This window comes from Pseudomonas sp. BS3782 TE3695 (genome assembly GCF_050435305.1).
Classification (GTDB): Bacteria; Pseudomonadota; Gammaproteobacteria; order Pseudomonadales; family Pseudomonadaceae; genus Aquipseudomonas.
Genome location: NZ_JBNDKB010000001.1, coordinates 2,873,508 through 2,891,812, shown reverse-complemented (window position 1 = coordinate 2,891,812; position 18,305 = coordinate 2,873,508). Strand labels below are relative to the sequence as shown.

At 59.5% G+C, this 18,305-nt stretch carries 9 protein-coding genes; 7 read left to right on the top strand and 2 right to left on the bottom strand.

Annotated elements, in window-relative coordinates; genetic code table 11:
* Positions 1 to 15: 15 nt before the first annotated feature.
* From ABH909_RS13270 to ABH909_RS13240, 7 genes are all read left to right on the top strand, one after another.
* Positions 16 to 1,077, top strand: a complete 1,062-nt coding sequence (locus tag ABH909_RS13270) for a phosphotransferase (RefSeq protein ID WP_429433704.1) — start codon at positions 16 to 18, stop codon at positions 1,075 to 1,077.
* A gap of 232 nt (positions 1,078 to 1,309) precedes the next feature.
* Positions 1,310 to 3,343, top strand: coding sequence for a capsular polysaccharide biosynthesis protein (locus tag ABH909_RS13265; protein WP_429433701.1), 2,034 nt, complete (start codon positions 1,310 to 1,312; stop codon positions 3,341 to 3,343).
* Entirely contained in the window at positions 3,280 to 4,602 is a 1,323-nt protein-coding gene (locus tag ABH909_RS13260; protein WP_429433698.1) for a capsule biosynthesis protein, read from the top strand. The genes ABH909_RS13265 and ABH909_RS13260 overlap by 64 nt, the downstream gene beginning before the upstream one ends.
* Positions 4,599 to 5,375, top strand: a complete 777-nt coding sequence (locus ABH909_RS13255) for an SDR family NAD(P)-dependent oxidoreductase (RefSeq protein WP_429433695.1) — start codon at positions 4,599 to 4,601, stop codon at positions 5,373 to 5,375. The genes ABH909_RS13260 and ABH909_RS13255 overlap by 4 nt, the downstream gene beginning before the upstream one ends.
* A complete protein-coding gene (locus ABH909_RS13250) occupies positions 5,368 to 6,930 on the top strand; it encodes an LTA synthase family protein (protein ID WP_429433692.1) in 1,563 nt (520 codons plus the stop codon). The genes ABH909_RS13255 and ABH909_RS13250 overlap by 8 nt, the downstream gene beginning before the upstream one ends.
* A complete protein-coding gene (locus tag ABH909_RS13245) occupies positions 6,923 to 7,534 on the top strand; it encodes a GNAT family N-acetyltransferase (RefSeq protein ID WP_429433689.1) in 612 nt (203 codons plus the stop codon). The genes ABH909_RS13250 and ABH909_RS13245 overlap by 8 nt, the downstream gene beginning before the upstream one ends.
* Before the next feature lie 11 nt (positions 7,535 to 7,545).
* Entirely contained in the window at positions 7,546 to 8,994 is a 1,449-nt protein-coding gene (locus tag ABH909_RS13240; RefSeq protein ID WP_429433686.1) for a capsule biosynthesis protein, read from the top strand.
* A gap of 99 nt (positions 8,995 to 9,093) precedes the next feature.
* Here ABH909_RS13240 and ABH909_RS13235 read toward each other — a convergent pair whose 3' ends face one another.
* Positions 9,094 to 10,443, bottom strand: a complete 1,350-nt coding sequence (locus tag ABH909_RS13235; RefSeq protein ID WP_429433683.1) for an aminotransferase class I/II-fold pyridoxal phosphate-dependent enzyme — start codon at positions 10,441 to 10,443, stop codon at positions 9,094 to 9,096.
* A 2-nt stretch (positions 10,444 to 10,445) separates the two neighbouring features.
* Positions 10,446 to 18,008 (bottom strand): SDR family NAD(P)-dependent oxidoreductase, encoded by a 7,563-nt coding sequence (locus tag ABH909_RS13230; protein WP_429433680.1) that lies wholly within the window; start codon positions 18,006 to 18,008, stop codon positions 10,446 to 10,448.
* Positions 18,009 to 18,305: the final 297 nt, after the last annotated feature.

The window sequence follows — 18,305 nt, the reverse complement described above, 5'->3', positions numbered from 1 at the left end:
TTACAGTTGGAACGCATGAGCACCGAATCGAATACCGAAACATCCGTCAGCGGCAGGAACGCGTTCTGGTTAAGCCACGCCACCCTGGAAAAACGCCTGGGCTTTCTCTTGCCGGCGTATCAGGCGGACGATTTCAGCATCAGCACCACTGACTTGGCGTCCAACGCTTCTTTCGTCAATTACGTGCGCCATCACCGGCTGACCGACCTCGGCACCGGTGCAACCCTGGATGTTGTCGAGAAGTCGATTCGCAAAATCGGGTTCATCACCAGCCTGGAGTCGCGTTTCTATCGTGAGCGGGATGTGCTGGCCGACAGCATTCACTTCAAGCACCCCGCGTGCCTGGGCGTTATCGAAACGCCCTGGGAAAGCCTCATTTTTACCGACTACGTTCAAGGGCGCGCACCGCAAATGGCGGCGATCGCTGTGAACGTGGCGCGGGGGATCGCCGAAATCGAATCCTTGTCCAACCGGCACCTGCAACGGACTTCGCGGTGGCAGGCTCGCAGGTTCTGGACGATGGATTTTTTTCGCCCCTGGTATCTGCTGCGGTCACGCTTTAATTACCAGCGCTTTTTACCTTCTGTGGAAAAGCTGGCCAAACAGGATGTGCGATTCAGCAGCCTGGCCAATCGTCTGCGAGCCTTGAGCCCGACACTGCGCCGAGCGGCTGCAGCGGCCAGGGGCAGCCAGCGCTGTTTTTGCCATATGGACTATTTGCGCAAGAATCTCTTCCTTTCACCCGTGGGGCTGCAGTTGATCGACTGGAGCGAGGTCAAGGTGGGGCGTATCGGTTTCGATGGCGGTGCGTATCTGAGCGCGATCTTTCGGCGCAATGATTTACCGGGCTTTATCAAGGTGCGCGATGAGTTTTTGCAGGCCTATGCCCAAGCGCTGGATGAACGATTCGACCGGCAGAGCGCGATGCTCAACCTCAATTATATTTTTCTGCTGAATTCGCTGTGGCACTGCTTGCGGCCGGAGACGATTGCCGAGTACCAGAAAAAAGAAACAATGCCGTCTTTGTGGGAGAAATATGACTACCTGCTGGCGCTTGCTCTTTCTGCCAAGTCATAAATCTGCATCCACAAAAATCTTGTGAAGTGACGTAAAACGCTATCCAGCGCGGCCAGTTATCCCCCTGATAAATCGCCCTTATTTGTAGGAATTTTTTCCTGCTTTTTCGTTATAAATTGTCAGCTTTGTATTATCATCGTGCCACCTATGGAAGAGCGTTGCCTGAGGCGCTTCTGGATTTTCACGCGTCTCGCCATCGAGTGCGTCACCTACGGATACCCGCCATTTTTTTATGGACAATAGCCTACTGAATCGCCCGTGCCTGCTGGCTCTGTCCAAAGGCGTTCAGCAAGTCACTACCCTGCCCGCCCTGTTGCCCGACTACCGATTGTTGTCGGGTTCGACTCGTGACATCGCTCAAGCCGATGCGCTGCTGGCGTGGGGTCGTAAGCCAAGCGCCCTGCTCGCCCAACGGGAAGCACAAAAAGCCGGTCTGCCTGTGCTGTCGGTAGAGGATGGTTTTTTGCGTTCGGTGGGCCTTGGAGCGGATGAGCCGCCACTTTCACTGGTGGTCGATGACCGGGGTATCTATCACGATGCCGACTCGCCGTCGCGCCTGGAAGTACTGATCCCGATTGCCTTGAGTGAATCGCAGATTGTTCGCGCCCGAGCCTTGCAGACGAGCTGGCGGGAAGAGCGCGTGTCCAAGTACAACAACGCCCGTATCGAACGTTGCGAGTTACCGCAACCTTGCGTTTTGGTCGCTGACCAGACCAAGGGCGATGCCTCGCTTCAAGGCGCCGGTGAGGCTGACTTCGAGCGCATGCTTCAGGCGGCACTCGATGAGCATCCTCACAGCACGATCGTGGTGAAGGTCCACCCGGATGTCGTTGCGGGTCGCAAGCAGGGCCACTTTAATCTGGCAGCGCTGAGCAAACGGCCGCAAGTCCAGGTGATCAGCCGCAATGTGCATCCTGCCGAGTTACTGAGCGAAGTCCAGGCGGTGTATGTGATGACTTCGCAACTGGGCTTCGATGCGCTGCTGTGGGAAGTTCCAGTGCACACCTTCGGCATGCCGTTTTATGCCGGCTGGGGTTTGACCCGGGATGCACGGCCTGCCCCGTCCCGTCGCCAACCGGTCAGCCTTGAACAGTTGCTGCACGCGGCACTGGTCGAGTATCCGCGTTATGTGGACCCGGAATCCGGAAAGGCCTGCGAGCCCGAAGTGGTGATGGCCTGGCTCGGTCTGCAACGGCGGATGCGCAGTCGTTTGCCGGAACAGCTGCACATGTTTGGTTTCTCCAGGTGGAAGCAGCCGTTGGTCACGGACTTTTTCAATGGTTCGTCTATTCGTTTTGCCAGCCGTCCCGGTCGCTTGAAAAAAGCTGCGGCCGTTGTTACCTGGGGCTGCGCCCACGACTCGGCAATGGCCAGGCTTGCCCACGGAAGCCATGCCGGACGAGTCGAAGACGGCTTCCTGCGCTCGGTCGGCCTTGGCGCGAACAAGGTTCGCCCGCTGTCCTGGGTCTTCGACGATCTGGGCATCTACTACGACGCCACGCGCCCTTCGCGCCTGGAATACAACTTGCAAAACGACCCCTGCAGCCCTGCCCTGCTGGATCGGGCAGCTGCCTTGCGCGAAGCGATCTGCGGGGCCGGCGTTACCAAGTACAACCTCCCCGGCACGCAGTGGAAGCGGCCTGCCGGGATGAGCAAGGTGATTCTGGTGCCGGGTCAGGTCGAGTCCGATGCCTCGATTCGGTACGGCGCTCATCGCATCCGCCGCAATCTCGATTTGTTGCGAGCGGTGCGCGAGCGCCATCCCCAGGCCTGGCTGATCTACAAACCGCACCCTGAAGTCGTTGCCGGTACTCGCAAGGGCGGCGAGGACGAAGAGCAGACTGCCGACTGGTGCAACCAGGTGGTGGGCGACGTGCCCTTCCACCAATTGCTGCTGGAAGTGGATGAGGTCCATGTACTGACCTCACAGTCCGGCTTCGAAGCCTTGCTGCGCGGGATACCGGTCACCACTTATGGCCAGCCGTTTTATGCCGGCTGGGGCTTGACCACCGATGAAGGCATGCACCCTGACGTCCAGGCGCGCCGCCGCAGACGCTTAAGTCTCGACGAACTGGTGGCCGGCACCCTGATCAACTACCCGACTTATGTAAGCCGCATCACGCAAAAATTCACCACCCCTGAACGAACCTTATTGGAACTGCAGAACTGGCATGAAGCATCAACTCAAGGAAAGAAGCCAAGATGGCAAGAAGTGATTCAACGTTTTCTCCCTACCGCCTTGAGAACATCGCAAAAGAACAGTTGAACGCTGCTGGTGTTGCAAGACGCTTCGTGTCGACCAAACCACGCAATTCCTTTTTGTTCCTGCAAGGTGTCAGCTCGCCCTTTTTTGCCCGTTTGGCTCATGCCCTGCGTGCCGAAGGGCAGTGGGTCAAATCCGTCAGTTTCAATATGGGCGATACCCTGTATGGCGCGGGTTCGCGGGTGTTTTATTCGGCGCGGCCCGAGCAGCTCGAGGATTTCTACAGCCAGACCTTCAAGGCGAACGGCATCACCGACCTAGTGCTGTTCGGCGACTGTCGCCCGGTGCATTTGCCAGCCGTTACGCTGGCGAAACGCTTGGGCGTGCGGGTGCATGTTTTCGAAGAAGGGTACTTCCGGCCTTACTGGGTCACGCTAGAACGTGACGGGGTGAACAACCATTCGTTGCTGCCGAGGGATCCGGAATGGTATCGGGAAGTCGGCAAGTACATTCCGCGTTACCACAACGGTAACTCGTTCAAGTTGTCCTTCACCTCCCGGGCGTTCCACGATGTGATGTATCACGTCGGTGGCGCCCTGAACAAAATCTGCTTTCCGCACTACAAGACCCACGCGCCTTTCAACGCAGCGGTCGAATATGCCGGCTATATTCGCCAGGGCATTCGTCTGGCGAGCGCCAAGGGACGAGATTCATCGGTCATCAGTGAAGTGGCACGCAACCGTCACCCGACGTTCCTGCTGCCGCTGCAACTGGACAGTGACGCACAGATCCGCGACCACTCTCAGTTCAATACCATGAAAGACGTGTTGAAACATGTGCTGGCCTCGTTTGCCCGTCATGCGCCCAGTGATGCGCGCCTGGTCGTCAAGAACCATCCGCTGACGCCGGGCATCGTCAACTACCATCGCATCACCCTGCGCATTGCCGGCAAATTCGGCATTGCCGATCGGGTGGACTTTCTGGAAAGCGGTCACATGCCGACGCTGCTGTCGCACGTGGCCGGGGTGATCACTGTGAACAGCACCGTGGGCGGTTCTTCGTTGATGCACAACGTGCCGACCATCGCCCTGAGCAATCCGATTTATGCACTCAAGGGCTTGACCCACCAAGGCAGCCTCGACGACTTCTGGCGCATGCCAGAACCGCCTGACCCTATGCTATTCCAGCGCTTTCGCAGCACGGTGATTCATACCACCCAGGTCAATGGCGGCTTTTATACCCGCTGTGGCATCGACATGGCCGTGAACAATTCGCTGGAAGTGCTGATGGCAAAAACCTCCAGGATTGAACGGTACTTATGAGCCGGCACAAAAACCCACGCTGCATTCTTATTACTGGCGCCACGGGCGGCATCGGCGGTGCGCTGGCACCCGCCTATGCTGCGCCAGGCGTGACCCTGATCCTGCAAGGCCGACGCACCGAGCGCCTGGAAGAATTGGCCGGACAATGCCGCGCTGCCGGCGCCCGGGTGATCTTGCATGCGCTCGACGTCCAAGACCTGGCGGCGGTGCGCGAATGGATCGGCCGAATCAGCGAAATCGAGCAACCTGACTTGATCATCGTCGGTGCCGGGGTCAATACGGCCACGGGTCCGAACGCGGAAGATGAAGTCTGGGAGCTATCACAGGCCTTGATCGAAGTGAACGTCATGGCGGCCATCGCTACCGTGCAGGCGGCGTTGCCGGCCATGCGCGCGCGAAAGCATGGCCAGATCGCGCTGTTCAGTTCCCTCGCCGGTTGGCGCGGATTGGCTGTCACCCCCAGCTACAGCGCCAGCAAAGCGGCGATAAAAGCTTATGGCGAAGCCATGCGCGATTTGGTCGCCGCCGACGGCGTGCGGATCAACGTGATCATGCCGGGTTATGTCGAGTCGAAAATGTGCTTCGAAATGCCTGGGCCGAAACCGCTGCAGTGGAACCCGGACAAAGCCGCCCAGCGGATACGTCGTGGCCTGGCAGCCGACCAGGCGCGCATCAGTTTCCCCTTTCCCTTGAACCTCGGATGCTGGGCCCTGGGTGTGATCCCCCCGCGGATGTCATCTGTCATTTTGCGATGGCTGGACTACAGTGCCTGACTTTCTGAACAATCCTTTGTGCTGGGTCATCCTTGGCGGATTTATTCTCTCCTGCGTCATCGAAACGATGCTGATCCCCAGGCCCACCTTGCGCCGCCCCCTGCGCAGCTGGCTGCTCCATGCCGGGGCCTGGTTGTTCTCGGCTGCCCTGCTTTATGTCATCACCGGGCGCCCGTATTTCAGCGCCGTGAATGTGCTGGCGCTATGGTTGTTGATCGTATTGGTGAGCAACTCGAAATATCACTCATTGCGCGAACCCTTCGTCTGCGCGGACTTTGAATATTTCAGTGATGCCGTTCGTTATCCGCGCCTGTACCTGCCCTTCTTTGGCATCGGCAAGACGATTGTGCTGGCGCTGGCGTTTGTCGCCTACCTGGCCTGCGGACTCTATTTCGAAGCCGCCGCCACCGATGCGCTATCGGTAGGGGCAATGGCGCTGGCCATCGCGTTGGTGCTGCTGATGGTCGGTGGCTGGAAGCCACTGCAACCGAGCTACGACGCCAGCCTGGATTTGACCCGATGGGGCCTGGCCGCCAGTTTGTGGACCTACTTTTGCGCAGCCCGGCGCAAGGTGCTCATCGAGCAACTGCATTCGCCTTTTGCGCTCGACCCACAACAGGTCCACACCCCGTCTGACGCAGCCCTGCCAGACCTGGTCTCGATCCAGAGCGAGTCGTTTTTCGATATTCGCCGGCTGTGGCCCGGCATCCGAGAGCAGGTGCTGAGCCATTACGATGTGCTGCGCGCAGAAGCCATGGCCCATGGTCGCCTGCAAGTAGCGGCCTGGGGGGCGAATACCGTGCGCACCGAGTTCGCCTTTCTGACGGGTATTGCCGGTGACAGGCTGGGCGTGCATCGCTTCAATCCTTATCGCCACCTGGCCCGCCAAGGGTTGCCAAGCATCGCCGCCGAGATGAAACGCAAGGGTTACCGCACAGTGTGCATTCACCCTTACGTAGGAAGTTTCTACGGACGGGATCGCGTGTTACCAGCGCTGGGTTTCGATGAGTTCATCGACATCCGCAGCTTCGATGACTCGCAAAAGGCCGGCCCTTTCATTGGTGATGGTGCCGTGGCGGACAAGATCATCGAATTGCTCGGTGACAGCGCTCGTACTCAACCTTTGTATATCCACGCCGTGACGATGGAGAACCATGGACCGCTGCACTTGGAAAACGTTGCTGTCGAGGAACTGCCCACCTGGTTCGATCGCCCGCTGCTTGACGGCATGCGTGACCTGGCGCCTTATCTGCGGCACTTGAGCAATGCCGACCGGATGCTCGGCCAGTTACGCCAGTACCTGCTGGCCCATCCGACGCCGACGGGGTTGTGCTTCTTCGGCGACCACGTACCGATTCTCCCGCACGTGTATGCCGCACTGGGTGCGCCGGATGGCGATACCGATTACTTCATCTGGTCCAACCAGGCGCCCACCTCCAGCACTCCAAAGGCGCTGGGCGTTGAACAGCTGGCCCAGGCCTTTGCCGAGCAGGTCAGTCGAAGCCAGGCTTGCGCCAGGAAAACCAGCCAGGCCCAGACTGCAACCCATGCTTGAAACCACCACCGCCCCCCTGCTGATCGCCCTCGGTTCCAGCTTGCCGAAACCTGATGACTCGATTGCGCGGATGATCACCTCGGGCCGAGGCTCGCTTGCCTTCATTCTTGGCGATGAAGCGTGCCGTTATCGACTGCTGGCCACGTCGATCAACTGGGACCGAATTTTAATTGCGTACCGCGATTGCACTGCATTGGGTTATGCCGCCTTCAAGCACCATCGGCGCGGGCCGTTTTCCCCCGGGGTCAGGCCCTTTGTGCGCGAATTCGGCCGGCTTCGGGGTGCACTGCGCTACCTGCTGTTTGTGATTGCCGAATGCCGGGAGTGGTACTACGGGTTTTATCTCTATGGCTTGCGCGTTATCAAGCAAGCACGCCATCAGGGAGTTGCGACTTCGCTGCTGCGCGAGATATTCGAGCAGGCGCGGCAATCCGGGCATGACCGGGTTGAGCTTGAGGTCCAGGTGAAAAATCAACGTGCGCAGCGACTCTATACACAGCAGGGATTCACCAAAGTACGAATCACACCGGTGAACTGGCTTGGCCGCCTTCTGCCCTTCCCTGCGGTGATGAACATGCGCCGCTCACTGGTATCCCACCCATGAACTGCGACGAGATGAATCGATCGGTACCCGCTGTTGAATCACTGGTGGATGGTCCAGGCTGGATCGGCATCATGTCCCAGTGGGTGATGTGGCGGGTCTTTCACCTCCCCGAGTTTCTCGACCCCGAAGGCACACCCGCCTGGTTGTGGCGCCGAGGTCGACATAAACCCAAGGGACTCAAGGCGATTTCCGGGATTGGCTACAAACGTTCGTCCGACCATGCCCGGGTACTGTGCCAGCGCTGGGGCATTCCCTATATCGCACTGGAGGACGGTTTTCTGCGCTCCTCTTCTCTGGGGGTCGAGGGCGATACGCCGATGTCCATGGTGGTCGATCCCATCGGCATCCACTACCTGGCGGATCGCCCGTCATTGCTGGAAAACATCCTCCAGCAACCGCAACTGCTGACGACCCAGGAAATGTCCACGGCTGCTCAGCTGATTGCGCTAATGCGCAGCAGCGGTATCGGCAAGTACAACAATGCACCCGACCTCAGCGATGACGATTCACTGGGGAGGGAAGTACCGCTGATCCTGGTGGTGGATCAAACCTGGGGCGACTTTTCGATTCCAGGTGGTGGCCTGTGCGAAGCAGATTTCATTCGCATGCTCGATACGGCGCTGGCGGAAAACCCCGGCGCCGACGTTCGTGTGCGGATTCATCCGGACTGCCTGAGCGGGCACAAGAAGAGTTGTTTGCTGGAAGCGGCGACCGCTCGCGGCGTGCCCCTGGAAAGTCGTCATGTATCCTGGGCTTCGTTGGCGCGACGGGCCGCGCGGGTGTACATCGCCACCAGTCAGGCCGGGCTCGAAGCCTTGATTCAGGGCGTACCGGTGACGTGTTTCGGGCTGCCGTTCTATGCCGGCTGGGGACTGACCGACGACCGCATGCCGATCCCCCGGCGCCAGGCCCGGCCAACACTGGAGCAACTAGTGGCCGCCGCCTACATTCGCTACTGCCGCTACGTGGACCCGCTGACCGATCAGCGCTGCGACGTGCTGACTGTCGCCCGGCAGCTAGCCCGGCAAAAACAACAGGACAGCCAGTTCGCAGGCGCATTAACCGTGCTCGGCGTGCCCCGGCGCCGGCAACCGGCGATCCGCACCTTGCTCGACAGCCGTTGGGGCAGTGTGAAATTCGCCCATAACAGCGCCGACCTGATGACGACAGTGGCGCGCGAAGACGGCAAGGTGTTGGTGTGGAGTGCCCATGAACCACATGATCTGTCATCACGTGCCACAGCACAGGGCGTACCGCTGTGGCGCATCAGCCCTGGCAGCGCAACAGCCAGCTTGGTCCTCAGGCATAGCGACGACGAGGAACAGCAACTGGTGCAAGTGCGTGGCATGCCCTGCAGCCAACAGCAGGCGCTGGAGCACAACGCACGACCCAATCCAGGCCTACTCGACAGCTGCCCGCGCTACCGGCAGGTGCGTCGCTATCTCAAAGGAATGCTCTAACCCCCCTGCGTACAACTCAATTATGGAATACGCCGAATCTGAGCCGGCTTGCCGGCGAAGACGTTTTGGAACATTGCATCGATCTTTCGGCGGCTCGGCTTATAGCTTTTGCAGTTCCTGCGCAACAATGGCGACAGTTTCGGCAATTTGCTCCGAGGTATGCAGGCACGACATGAAAAAGCGCACACGCGCCGATTTCTCGGGCACCGCCGGATGAAGAATCGGTTGGGCGTTGATACCACGACAGGACAACGCGCAGGACAGTTGGGCGGCCTTGAGCGAACTGCCGGTGATGATCGGTACCACCGCCAGGCCGGTGCTGGTGCCGGTGTCCAGTCCCGCGTCCCTGGCCAGCTCGAGGAATTGCCGGCCACGGGCCTGCAAGGTGGCGACGCGCTCGCCATCCTCGGGCAGGCACCGCAAAGCGGCCAACGCTGCCGCCGCCACCGGTGCCGGCATGCCGACGCTGTAGAGAAAGCCCGGCGCCAGGAACTTGAGGTGTTCGACCAGCGCCGACTCACCGGCGATGTAGCCCCCGCAACTGGCCAGGCTTTTACTCAAGGTGCCCATCCAGATATCCACGTCTCTGCCGGCCAGGCCGAAATGCTCGCGGATGCCCTTGCCGGTCTGTCCCATGACGCCCAGCGAATGCGCCTCATCGACCATCAGCAAAACCTGGTGTTTGCTCCTGAGTTCGACGAAGCGTGGTAAATCCGGGAAATCACCATCCATGCTGTAGATGCCTTCGATCACCACCAACACACGTTCGAAATGTTGACGCTGATCGCTCAGCACCCGATCAACCGCTTCCCAATCGTTATGGGCAAAGCCAAGGCGCCGGGCGCCGGACAACTGAATTCCCTGCAGAACGCTGTTATGGATCAGTTCGTCATGCAGGATCAAATCCCGCGGGCCGAACAAGTAACCGATGGTGGTCACGTTCGTCGCATGACCGCTGACGAAGGTAATAGCGTCGTCCACCTCATAGAGCCGGGCCAGTTCCTGTTCCAGTTCACGATGGATCGGACGGTCTCCCGACACCGGACGGCTGGCCGATACCGAGGTCCCATAACGATCAATGGCCGCTTTGGCGGCTTCAGCGACCACCGCATGCCCTGAGTAGCCCAGGTAGTTGTAGCTTGCGAAGTTCACGTAGCGGCTACCGCCCATGACGGTTTCGGCGCCCGCCAGGCCGTCGTGCAACTTGAAAAACGGATTGGCCAGGCCAAAGCGCGCGGCGCCGTCGAGCATAAGGCGCAATTGCTGATAACCAGGGTGCTGATCGAATCGGCAAAACTGCCCGAAACTCTCGCGCGGGGTGCCTTTGACGCCCTCCAGCGAAGGGCTTGGAGCAGCATCGCCGATCTTGCGCATGCGCCTTTCCAGGGCTTGCTGAATCAGCTTGTCCTTCATCGAAGTGGCAAGCCCGGGAGTGGTTTTATTGGTCATGGTCAATTAATCAAACGTGAAGGTTTCGAAGCCTGGGTATCGAGCCCGTCGCTCAACTGCGCAATGTCGTCCCGGGAAAGGTCAATGCCATGGCGAGAGAACGTATCGCTGGCCAGCGACTGCAAGCTATTTCCACTCTGCGATTGCCCATCACCCTCCTGATTGCCACGCAGCAGCTCAAGGATTCGAACGGTGATCTTGCCGATGCTTGACGCTTCGCTCAGCTCCATCACCGACAGACGCATTCCGAATCGCTCCTCGACGGCTACCACCAGTTCGACACTCATCAGCGAGTCCAGCCCCAACTCTTGCAGCGGCCGCGAGGCGTCCAGCTTGCTGGTTGGCAAACGCAGAATCTCACTGATTTCCTGCTTGAGCATTTCACCGAACAGCTCGATCAGCTCGGGGTCGTCCATTTCCGCCAACAGCCGCTGAATATCGTCAACATCGCTTTCTTCGTCCTGCTCGCCATTGTGCAATCTGGCCAGCTCATTGAATTTTGGCGAGCCGGCGGCAGGCAGGAATCGCGACAGCGCTTTCCAGTCCAGCTCAAGCACACCCAGCCCTGAACGTCGCTGCAACAGCAAGCGCTCCAGGGTTTGCAGCGCGGCTTGCGCCTGCAAGGCAGCACCGCCCATGCGGCTTTGCAGGGCATCTTTGATGTCCTGATTGCGCGCCAGGAAACCCGCATCATCGATGGCTCCCCAGAGTACGCTGGTGGCCGGCAGCCCGAGTGCCAGGCGATGACGCGCCAGCGCTTCGAGCCAATGGTTGGCGGCAACGTAGTTGGCCTGCCCCGGGTTACCGAACAAGGTCGTGGCCGAGGAGAACAGCACAAAGAAGTCCAAAGGCAAATGGGCCGTCAACTCATGCAGGTACTGCGCACCTTTGGCCTTGGGCTCAAGAACGCGCTGCAGTTGCTCGCGGGTCAGATTGCGGATCAAGCCGTCATCGAACACCGTTGCCGCATGCACCACGCCACGCAATGGCCGGGCGCTGGCTTCGATGCACGCCATGACGGACGCCAGTTGCGCGGCGTCGGTAATATCGCAAGCCAGCGCCTGGACTTCGATACCTTGTTCGCGCCACAGTGCCAGCAAAGGTTGCGCCTCTTCTGTCGCAGCACCGCGACGGCCCAGCAGGACCAGGTGACGCGCACCTTTTTCCACCAGCCATTGCGCACTGCGCAGGCCAAAACCGCTGAGCCCGCCGGTGACCAGGTAGCTGGCCTCCGCGGCCAACGCCAATGCCGGCGGTTGCGAGACCGGCGCGGTGACAACACCCTGGATCGGCGTGCGATAAGTCACGACGATCTTGCCGATCTGTCTTGCCTGTTGCATGTAGCGGAATGCTTCGACGACTTCATTGGCATCGAACGCGCGATAGGGCAACGGGCTCAGAATCCCGGCGCGGAACAACGCCATCATTTCGCCAAACAGCCGACGGGTCAGTTGCGGGCGCTCGCTCATCAGCTGGTCGGCATCGATGCCAAAGTAGCTGATGTTATTGCGGAACGGTCGCAGGCCGATCTTGGTGTTCTGGTAAAAGTCGCGCTTGCCCAGTTCGAGGAAGCGGCCAAACGGCTTGAGTACCCGCAGGTTGCGATTGATCGCCTCGCCCGCCAGGGAGTTGAGTACCACATCCACGCCGCGGCCATCGGTGACGGCCAGGATGTCATCGGCGAACGCCAGCGAACGCGAGTCGAAGATATGCTCGACGCCCATCAGGCGCAGGAAATCGCGCTTCTCGTCGCTGCCCGCCGTGGCGTAGATTTCGGCACCGCACCATTTTGCAATCTGGATCGCGGCAATGCCGACGCCACCCGCGGCACCGTGAATCAGGATTTTTTCTCCCGGTTCTAGCCGCGCCAGGTGATGCACGGCGTAATACACGGTGAAGAAGGTACTGGGGATGGTCGCTGCCGCTTCAAAGGACATGCCTTCAGGAATGCGCGCCACGGCGTTGGCGTTGGTGACCAGGCGATTGGCGAAGCTCGACGGGCCAAAGCCGACGACTCGGTCGCCCGGCTGGAAATCACCCTCGACCAACGCTCCTTTACCGCGCACCACACCGGAAAACTCGAAGCCCAGGGTCGGTCCAGAGAAGCCATTTTCGATCGCTTCATCGGACAGCAAGCCCAACGCGTACATGACATCGCGGAAGTTCAAGCCGGTGGCCTGGACCTCGATATCCAGTTCATCCTCGGCCGGCACCCGCGGCGCCCGCGCTTCCCAGCGCAAGTTGCGCAATTGCCCCGGCAGATCGAAACCCAGTTTGACCTGGGTCAGCGCATCCGCCCCTGCATGATCTGGCAACGCATCGGGCTGGACTCGCAGCCGTGCGACGTAACGATCGCCCGCCGCGCTGACCGCCAGTTCGGTTTCTTCACCAACATTGAGCAGCGCTGGAACCAAGGCCTCGGCGCCGGCGCCAGGCGCCAGATCGAGCAGACGGACACGACAGCCGACCGCTTCGTTAGTCAATGTTCGACCGAAGCCCCATAAGGCAGCATCGGCGATCGTTTGCACCGATGTTTCCTGAGACTCGCTCTTGGGTAACAAATGCAGGGCGGCGCCAGAAGTCAGCAACCAGCAATCCGCAGCAATGCCGGCTGACTCACAGGCTTGGGTGATGGCGGCGGCGAGCATGCAGCGGCCAGCCTGTGCATCAAGCCCCTGGGGGGCGAACAGGCCGGCCAGCATGACCAGGTGTTGCGGCACCGCCGGGTATTCACCTAACTGTTGCGCCAGCACCGATACCGAGTCAGGTGCAAGTAGCGCAGCGTCTTGACCTTGCTCGCGCAACATCGACATCAGTGCCTTGGCAAAGGGTGCTTCAGGACCTTGCCCGTCGGCTATCAGCCACCAACGCTGACGCGGATACTCAGAGGCAACCATGGGGGCCTTGGCGCCATCTTCAGCAGCCAACAAAAGATAACCGCCGGACACCGAGCCAGGAATGAACTCCAGAGGCTCGGACACTTTCAGTCCATGACGCCGCAGTTCCTGCTGCCAGAATCCCGGGCTCTGTTGCACCGATAACGCCTGTAGTTCCTGCCGGACCAGCCACCAGGAAGGCTCGGCACCGAAAATGAAATCAGCCCAACGCGCAGGATGTTGCGCCAGCAGCAGCACTTCACCATTGGCAGCCAACCTTGCAACGCCATGGAGCAGGCTTTGACTGACGACTTCCAGCGGCGCCAGGTCGGTGGCGACGAGGATCAGATCGAAGCCATTGGCCGGCACTCGAGCGATTTTTTCCGACGCGTCCAGAGTCAAAACCTGAAGATCCGGGAAGTCAGCCTGGAGCACCAATGCCGTTTCAATGTTCTGCGCAGAGTATTGATAATCGACCCGGTCGAAATTCAGGCCCACACACAGGTCTGCAGCCAGCGGTGCGCCCTCGAAACCAAGCTCGAGAATACGCAGGCGCTGCCCCTCAGGCAGAGCGCTCAACCGTTGGCCGATGTGTTCTCGCAAGCCACCTAGCAACGCCTGCTGACCGGACGTACCAAGGACCAGACGGGTCAATGCGGCGGGGGTGGTTTCCCGTGGCAGCAGTTGCGCAAGGCTCATCTGGCCACTGACCAACTCCAGCAGGTGCATGCCGATCCGGCCGACCGAATGGATGATCTGGAAGTGCTCGGGATAACTGCTGAACAGTTCCTGCCAGATTGCCTTCGCACTGGCTCGCTCGCCTTGATCGGCAAGCTGCCAGCCGCCATTGCCGCTCGCGACCAGGTCGCCATCCTCCACCGCCAGCTTAAGCAGATGGTCAAGATAACTTCCTGCTTCCCAGGAGGAGCGCTGCTGCAGCGTCAGCTCACCGCCGAGTTTCTCGATGGCCTCCAACAGGAAGCTGCTACACAGAGCGTCAAGCAAAGGGTCGACTTCATCGGCATAACTGGCCAGCCCGAGGTCATCGGCGATAGCGCCAAGGTGCTGCCGCAACTGCATTTGCAACTGCGAACCCACCCTTGGCAATGCGCGTTCATTGGCAGGATAGGGTTTGGCAACCCCGACAAAGTTCACCAGTTTGATGTCACCACTGCGATCCTTGTGCAACCGGACACCACGGAAACGGGCATCCTTGATGCAGATGACCGCGCGGCCATGGACGTCATACAAAGTGAAGTCTGCCAGCAGGGAATGGGCTGAGCGTCGCACCAACGTGACTTGGGCCAGGCAAGGCGGCAGGCTGCCGGCAGCGAAGCTGATACGCCCCAGTTTCACCGGGATAAAGGCCAGCCCCGTGTGACTGTCGGCATCCTGGTTCAGCAGTTGGGTAATCAGCTGGAAAGCACTGTCCAGCAGTGCCGGATGCAGATTCAGTGCGGCGAGCTCAGCCTCAATCGGCACCGGAACCGTCAACCGCGCCAATACCCGGTTGCCATCAATCCAGCCAGCCTCGACCGCCTGATAAGCCGGGCCATAATTGAGGCCTACCGCACGTGTCAGCGTCAGGTGCTCTGCGGTAGTGAAGTCAGGCGCGCGCGCCGGCAAAACCGGAGCGACAGAGCCCAGCGATCCCCCGCGCGCTTCACCGGGAATCCTCGCAACCACATGCTGCACCCACGGTTCAGCCTGGGCCGTGCTACGCGACACGATGGAAATGGCACCGTCGGCGCTGTCGACTATCACCCGAACCTTTTTGCTGAAATCGGCATGTAGCAAGAGCGGGCTGTGAATTTCCAGCTCTTCGATTTCCACATACGCACCGGGTTGATACTGCAATGCAGCGGCCAGTGCGAGCTCAGTGAAACCTGCACCCGGGAACAACACAGAGTCACCCACCCTGTGGTCGCCCAAGGACGGGAACAGTTGCGTATCCAAGCGATTGTCCCAGGTGAACTCATGCTCAGGCAGCGGATAACCCAACAGCGGATGGACGCGTTCGCGGTGCAGGTGGCCGGAAGACTCAGGAGTATCTACGTGCCAATGACGTTCGCGCTGCCAGGCGTAGTTAGGTAGTTGCACGAAACGGCCGGTGTGAGGAAACAGGCACTGCAGGTCAATGTCGACGCCGGCAATCAGCACCTTCGCCAACGTTCGATCGATCAACTGCGGGGTTTCTTCACCTCGCAGCAGCGTCGGGATCACCACACCTGGCAATTGCTGGCTGGCCATCGCATCGACCACATAGGCACGCAGAATCGGGTGCGGCCCGATCTCCACGAATACGTTGTAGCCCTGCCCGACCAGCGCCACACTGGCGGACTCGAACAGCACCGGATAACGAATGTTCTTCCACCAGTACTCGGCGCTCAGGTCTTCGCCGGCCAGCACGTCGCCGGTCACGGTCGAGTACATCGGTATCGCGGCAGGGCTCGGGACGATATCGCTCAACACGTCGATGATCTGATCGGCAATCACCTCCATGGCCGGCGAGTGGAACGCATAATCGAGACCCAGACGGCGAACGAATACTTGCCGCTCGGTCAGCGCCTGCTCCAGAATTTCCAGTGCCGCCACTGGACCTGCGACGGTTGCGCCTTTGAAGCTGTTCTCGCCGGCGACCACCAGTTCGCTGTCCAGGCCGAGCGCCTGCAACAAACTCGCCGTGTCTGCGCCGGACAAGCCCACCGCCGACATCTTGCCGCAGCCCTTGGTCAAGCCTTGCAGGCGACTACGATGATAGATCACACGAGTGGCGTCGTTCAGCGTCAGCGCACCGCAAGCCCAGGCAGCAGCGACTTCACCCACGCTGTGGCCAATGACAGCCACCGGTACAACACCTTTTTCGGCCAGCATGCGGGTGACACCCACTTGCAATGCAAACAGCGCCGGTTGCGCAAATTCGGTCAACTGATAACGCTCATCGCCCAACTCACTCGCCAGTTCGGCGATCAACGAATAACCCGATAGCGGTTGAAAAATAGCGTCCAGCTCGACCAGCGCCTGATGGAAAACCGGGTCGGCCAGCAATGACTTGCCCATGCCCTGCCACTGCGATCCATTACCGGAAAAGACGAACACCGGCCCTTTGGCCTGATCCAGGGCACGGCCGCTTTCCAGCACTGTCGACAACGCAGGAACACCCGGCTCCTTGGCGAAATCCAGTAGCGCCTGAGCGCTGCGCTGTGCCTCTGCGCCAAACACCACAACCCTTTGCGGATGCAATTCGCGGCGCAACATCGACTGGTAGGCCACGTCGTAGAGGTTTGCCGCGTCCGCCCTGCAAACGTATTGCGCGATCTGTTCGGACTGGGCCGCCAAGGCTGCACTATCCTTGGCAGAGACCATCAGCGGCACTGCTCGCCCCGTCTGGCTCGGGGCTTGTAGCGTCTGTGGCGGACTTTCCAGGATGACGTGGGCGTTGGCCCCGCCGAAACCGAAAGAGTTGATCCCGACCACCAGTTTTCCACTGGGCTTGAGCGCCTGGGTTTCGGTGACCACACTCAGGTTGAGGTCAGCGAAAGGAATGTTCGGGTTGAGCTTCTTGATGCCGATGGTGGCCGGCACCTTGCGTTCGATCACGCAGTACAACGCCTTCATCAAGCCGGCGACACCCGAGGCAGCCTCAAGATGCCCGATATTGCTTTTGATCGAACCGATCAGCAGTGGCTTATCCGCCGGGCGCTGCTGCCCCAAAGCCTCACCGATAGCCCGACTCTCGATAGGATCGCCGACTGGCGTGCCCGTACCATGAGCTTCAAGGTAATCAATGTCTGTCGCACTGATGCCAGCACTGCTGTAGGCCTGCTTCATTAGGGCAATCTGCGCATCCGCACTGGGGATGGTCAGACTGGACTTGCGCCCATCGGTATTGGCCGCACTGCCGGCAACGACTGCGAGAATCTGGTTACCGTCCTCGATCGCCTTGTCGTAATCCTTCAGGTAGAACAGTCCCGCGCCTTCAGAGCGGACATAACCATCAGCAGACTCATCGAATACATGGCATTGCCCCGTGCGCGATAACATTGAGGCCTTGGAAAAGATCAGGAAGCCAAAAGGATGAAGATGCAGACTGACACCACCAGTAATCGCCTGGTCGATATCGCCGTTCTGAATGGCCTGGCAAGCCTGGTGAAAGGCAATCAGGGAAGAAGAGCACGCCGTGTCGATGGCCATGCTCGGACCTTGCAGGTCATAAAAAAAAGATAAGCGGTTGGCCGCGATACTGAAGGTATTGCCGGTAGCGGTTGCCGCATCAACCGTCGACAAATCATGCGTCAGGCGATAACCGTAGTCGACACTGGCAATTCCAAGGTAAACACCGCAATTGCTGCCACGCAGGCTCGACGGTTTGACCCCGGCGTTCTCGAACACTTCCCAGCCAAGCTCCAGCAACAGCCGCTGCTGAGGATCCATGACCGCCGCTTCACGAGGAGAAATATTGAAGAAGCCGGCATCGAACGTGGAAATATCGCCCAGGGAGCCGGAGGCAAAGGTATAGGACGTTGCAGGATTAGCCTTGTCCGGATGCAGGAACTCGTCCCTGGACCATCGAGAAAAATCCACTTCGGTGATAAAACTCTTCCTGTCCAGCAGGTGCGGCCAAAAAGTTGCAGAAGTGGAGCCTGGAAAACGGAACGACGTCCCTATGATTGCAACTTTCTTACGCATTGCTACTAACCCTTTTCATCCCCAGCCCTTTTCAGAAGCTGGACAACAATCAAATCCCATTAATGCTGGAAACCCGGCGACACTTTGAGTGTTATGCAGCCTACAAAACCCTGACCGTAGATAACGTCCTACACAAAATAGCGGCGAATCATACGCGCCGAGTCCATTAAGGGGAACCTGAAAAGCGTCCCCCGGAGCAGGTCAAACCTTTCAAGAAGACCGGGAATATGAGACACGCGCAGGGGCCTGAAAAAACATTCAATAAATCCGCGACGCAGCCGATAACACCTGAAAGCC

Bases quoted from the DNA above. Each gene is read 5' to 3' on its own strand.
- ABH909_RS13270 (WP_429433704.1), top strand. From the start codon at position 16: ATGAGCACCGAATCGAATACCGAAACATCCGTCAGCGGCAGGAACGCG.
- ABH909_RS13265 (WP_429433701.1), top strand. From the start codon at position 1,310: ATGGACAATAGCCTACTGAATCGCCCGTGCCTGCTGGCTCTGTCCAAA.
- ABH909_RS13260 (WP_429433698.1), top strand. From the start codon at position 3,280: ATGGCAAGAAGTGATTCAACGTTTTCTCCCTACCGCCTTGAGAACATC.
- ABH909_RS13255 (WP_429433695.1), top strand. From the start codon at position 4,599: ATGAGCCGGCACAAAAACCCACGCTGCATTCTTATTACTGGCGCCACG.
- ABH909_RS13245 (WP_429433689.1), top strand. From the start codon at position 6,923: ATGCTTGAAACCACCACCGCCCCCCTGCTGATCGCCCTCGGTTCCAGC.
- ABH909_RS13240 (WP_429433686.1), top strand. From the start codon at position 7,546: ATGAATCGATCGGTACCCGCTGTTGAATCACTGGTGGATGGTCCAGGC.
- ABH909_RS13235 (WP_429433683.1), bottom strand. From the start codon at position 10,443: ATGACCAATAAAACCACTCCCGGGCTTGCCACTTCGATGAAGGACAAG.
- ABH909_RS13230 (WP_429433680.1), bottom strand. From the start codon at position 18,008: ATGCGTAAGAAAGTTGCAATCATAGGGACGTCGTTCCGTTTTCCAGGC.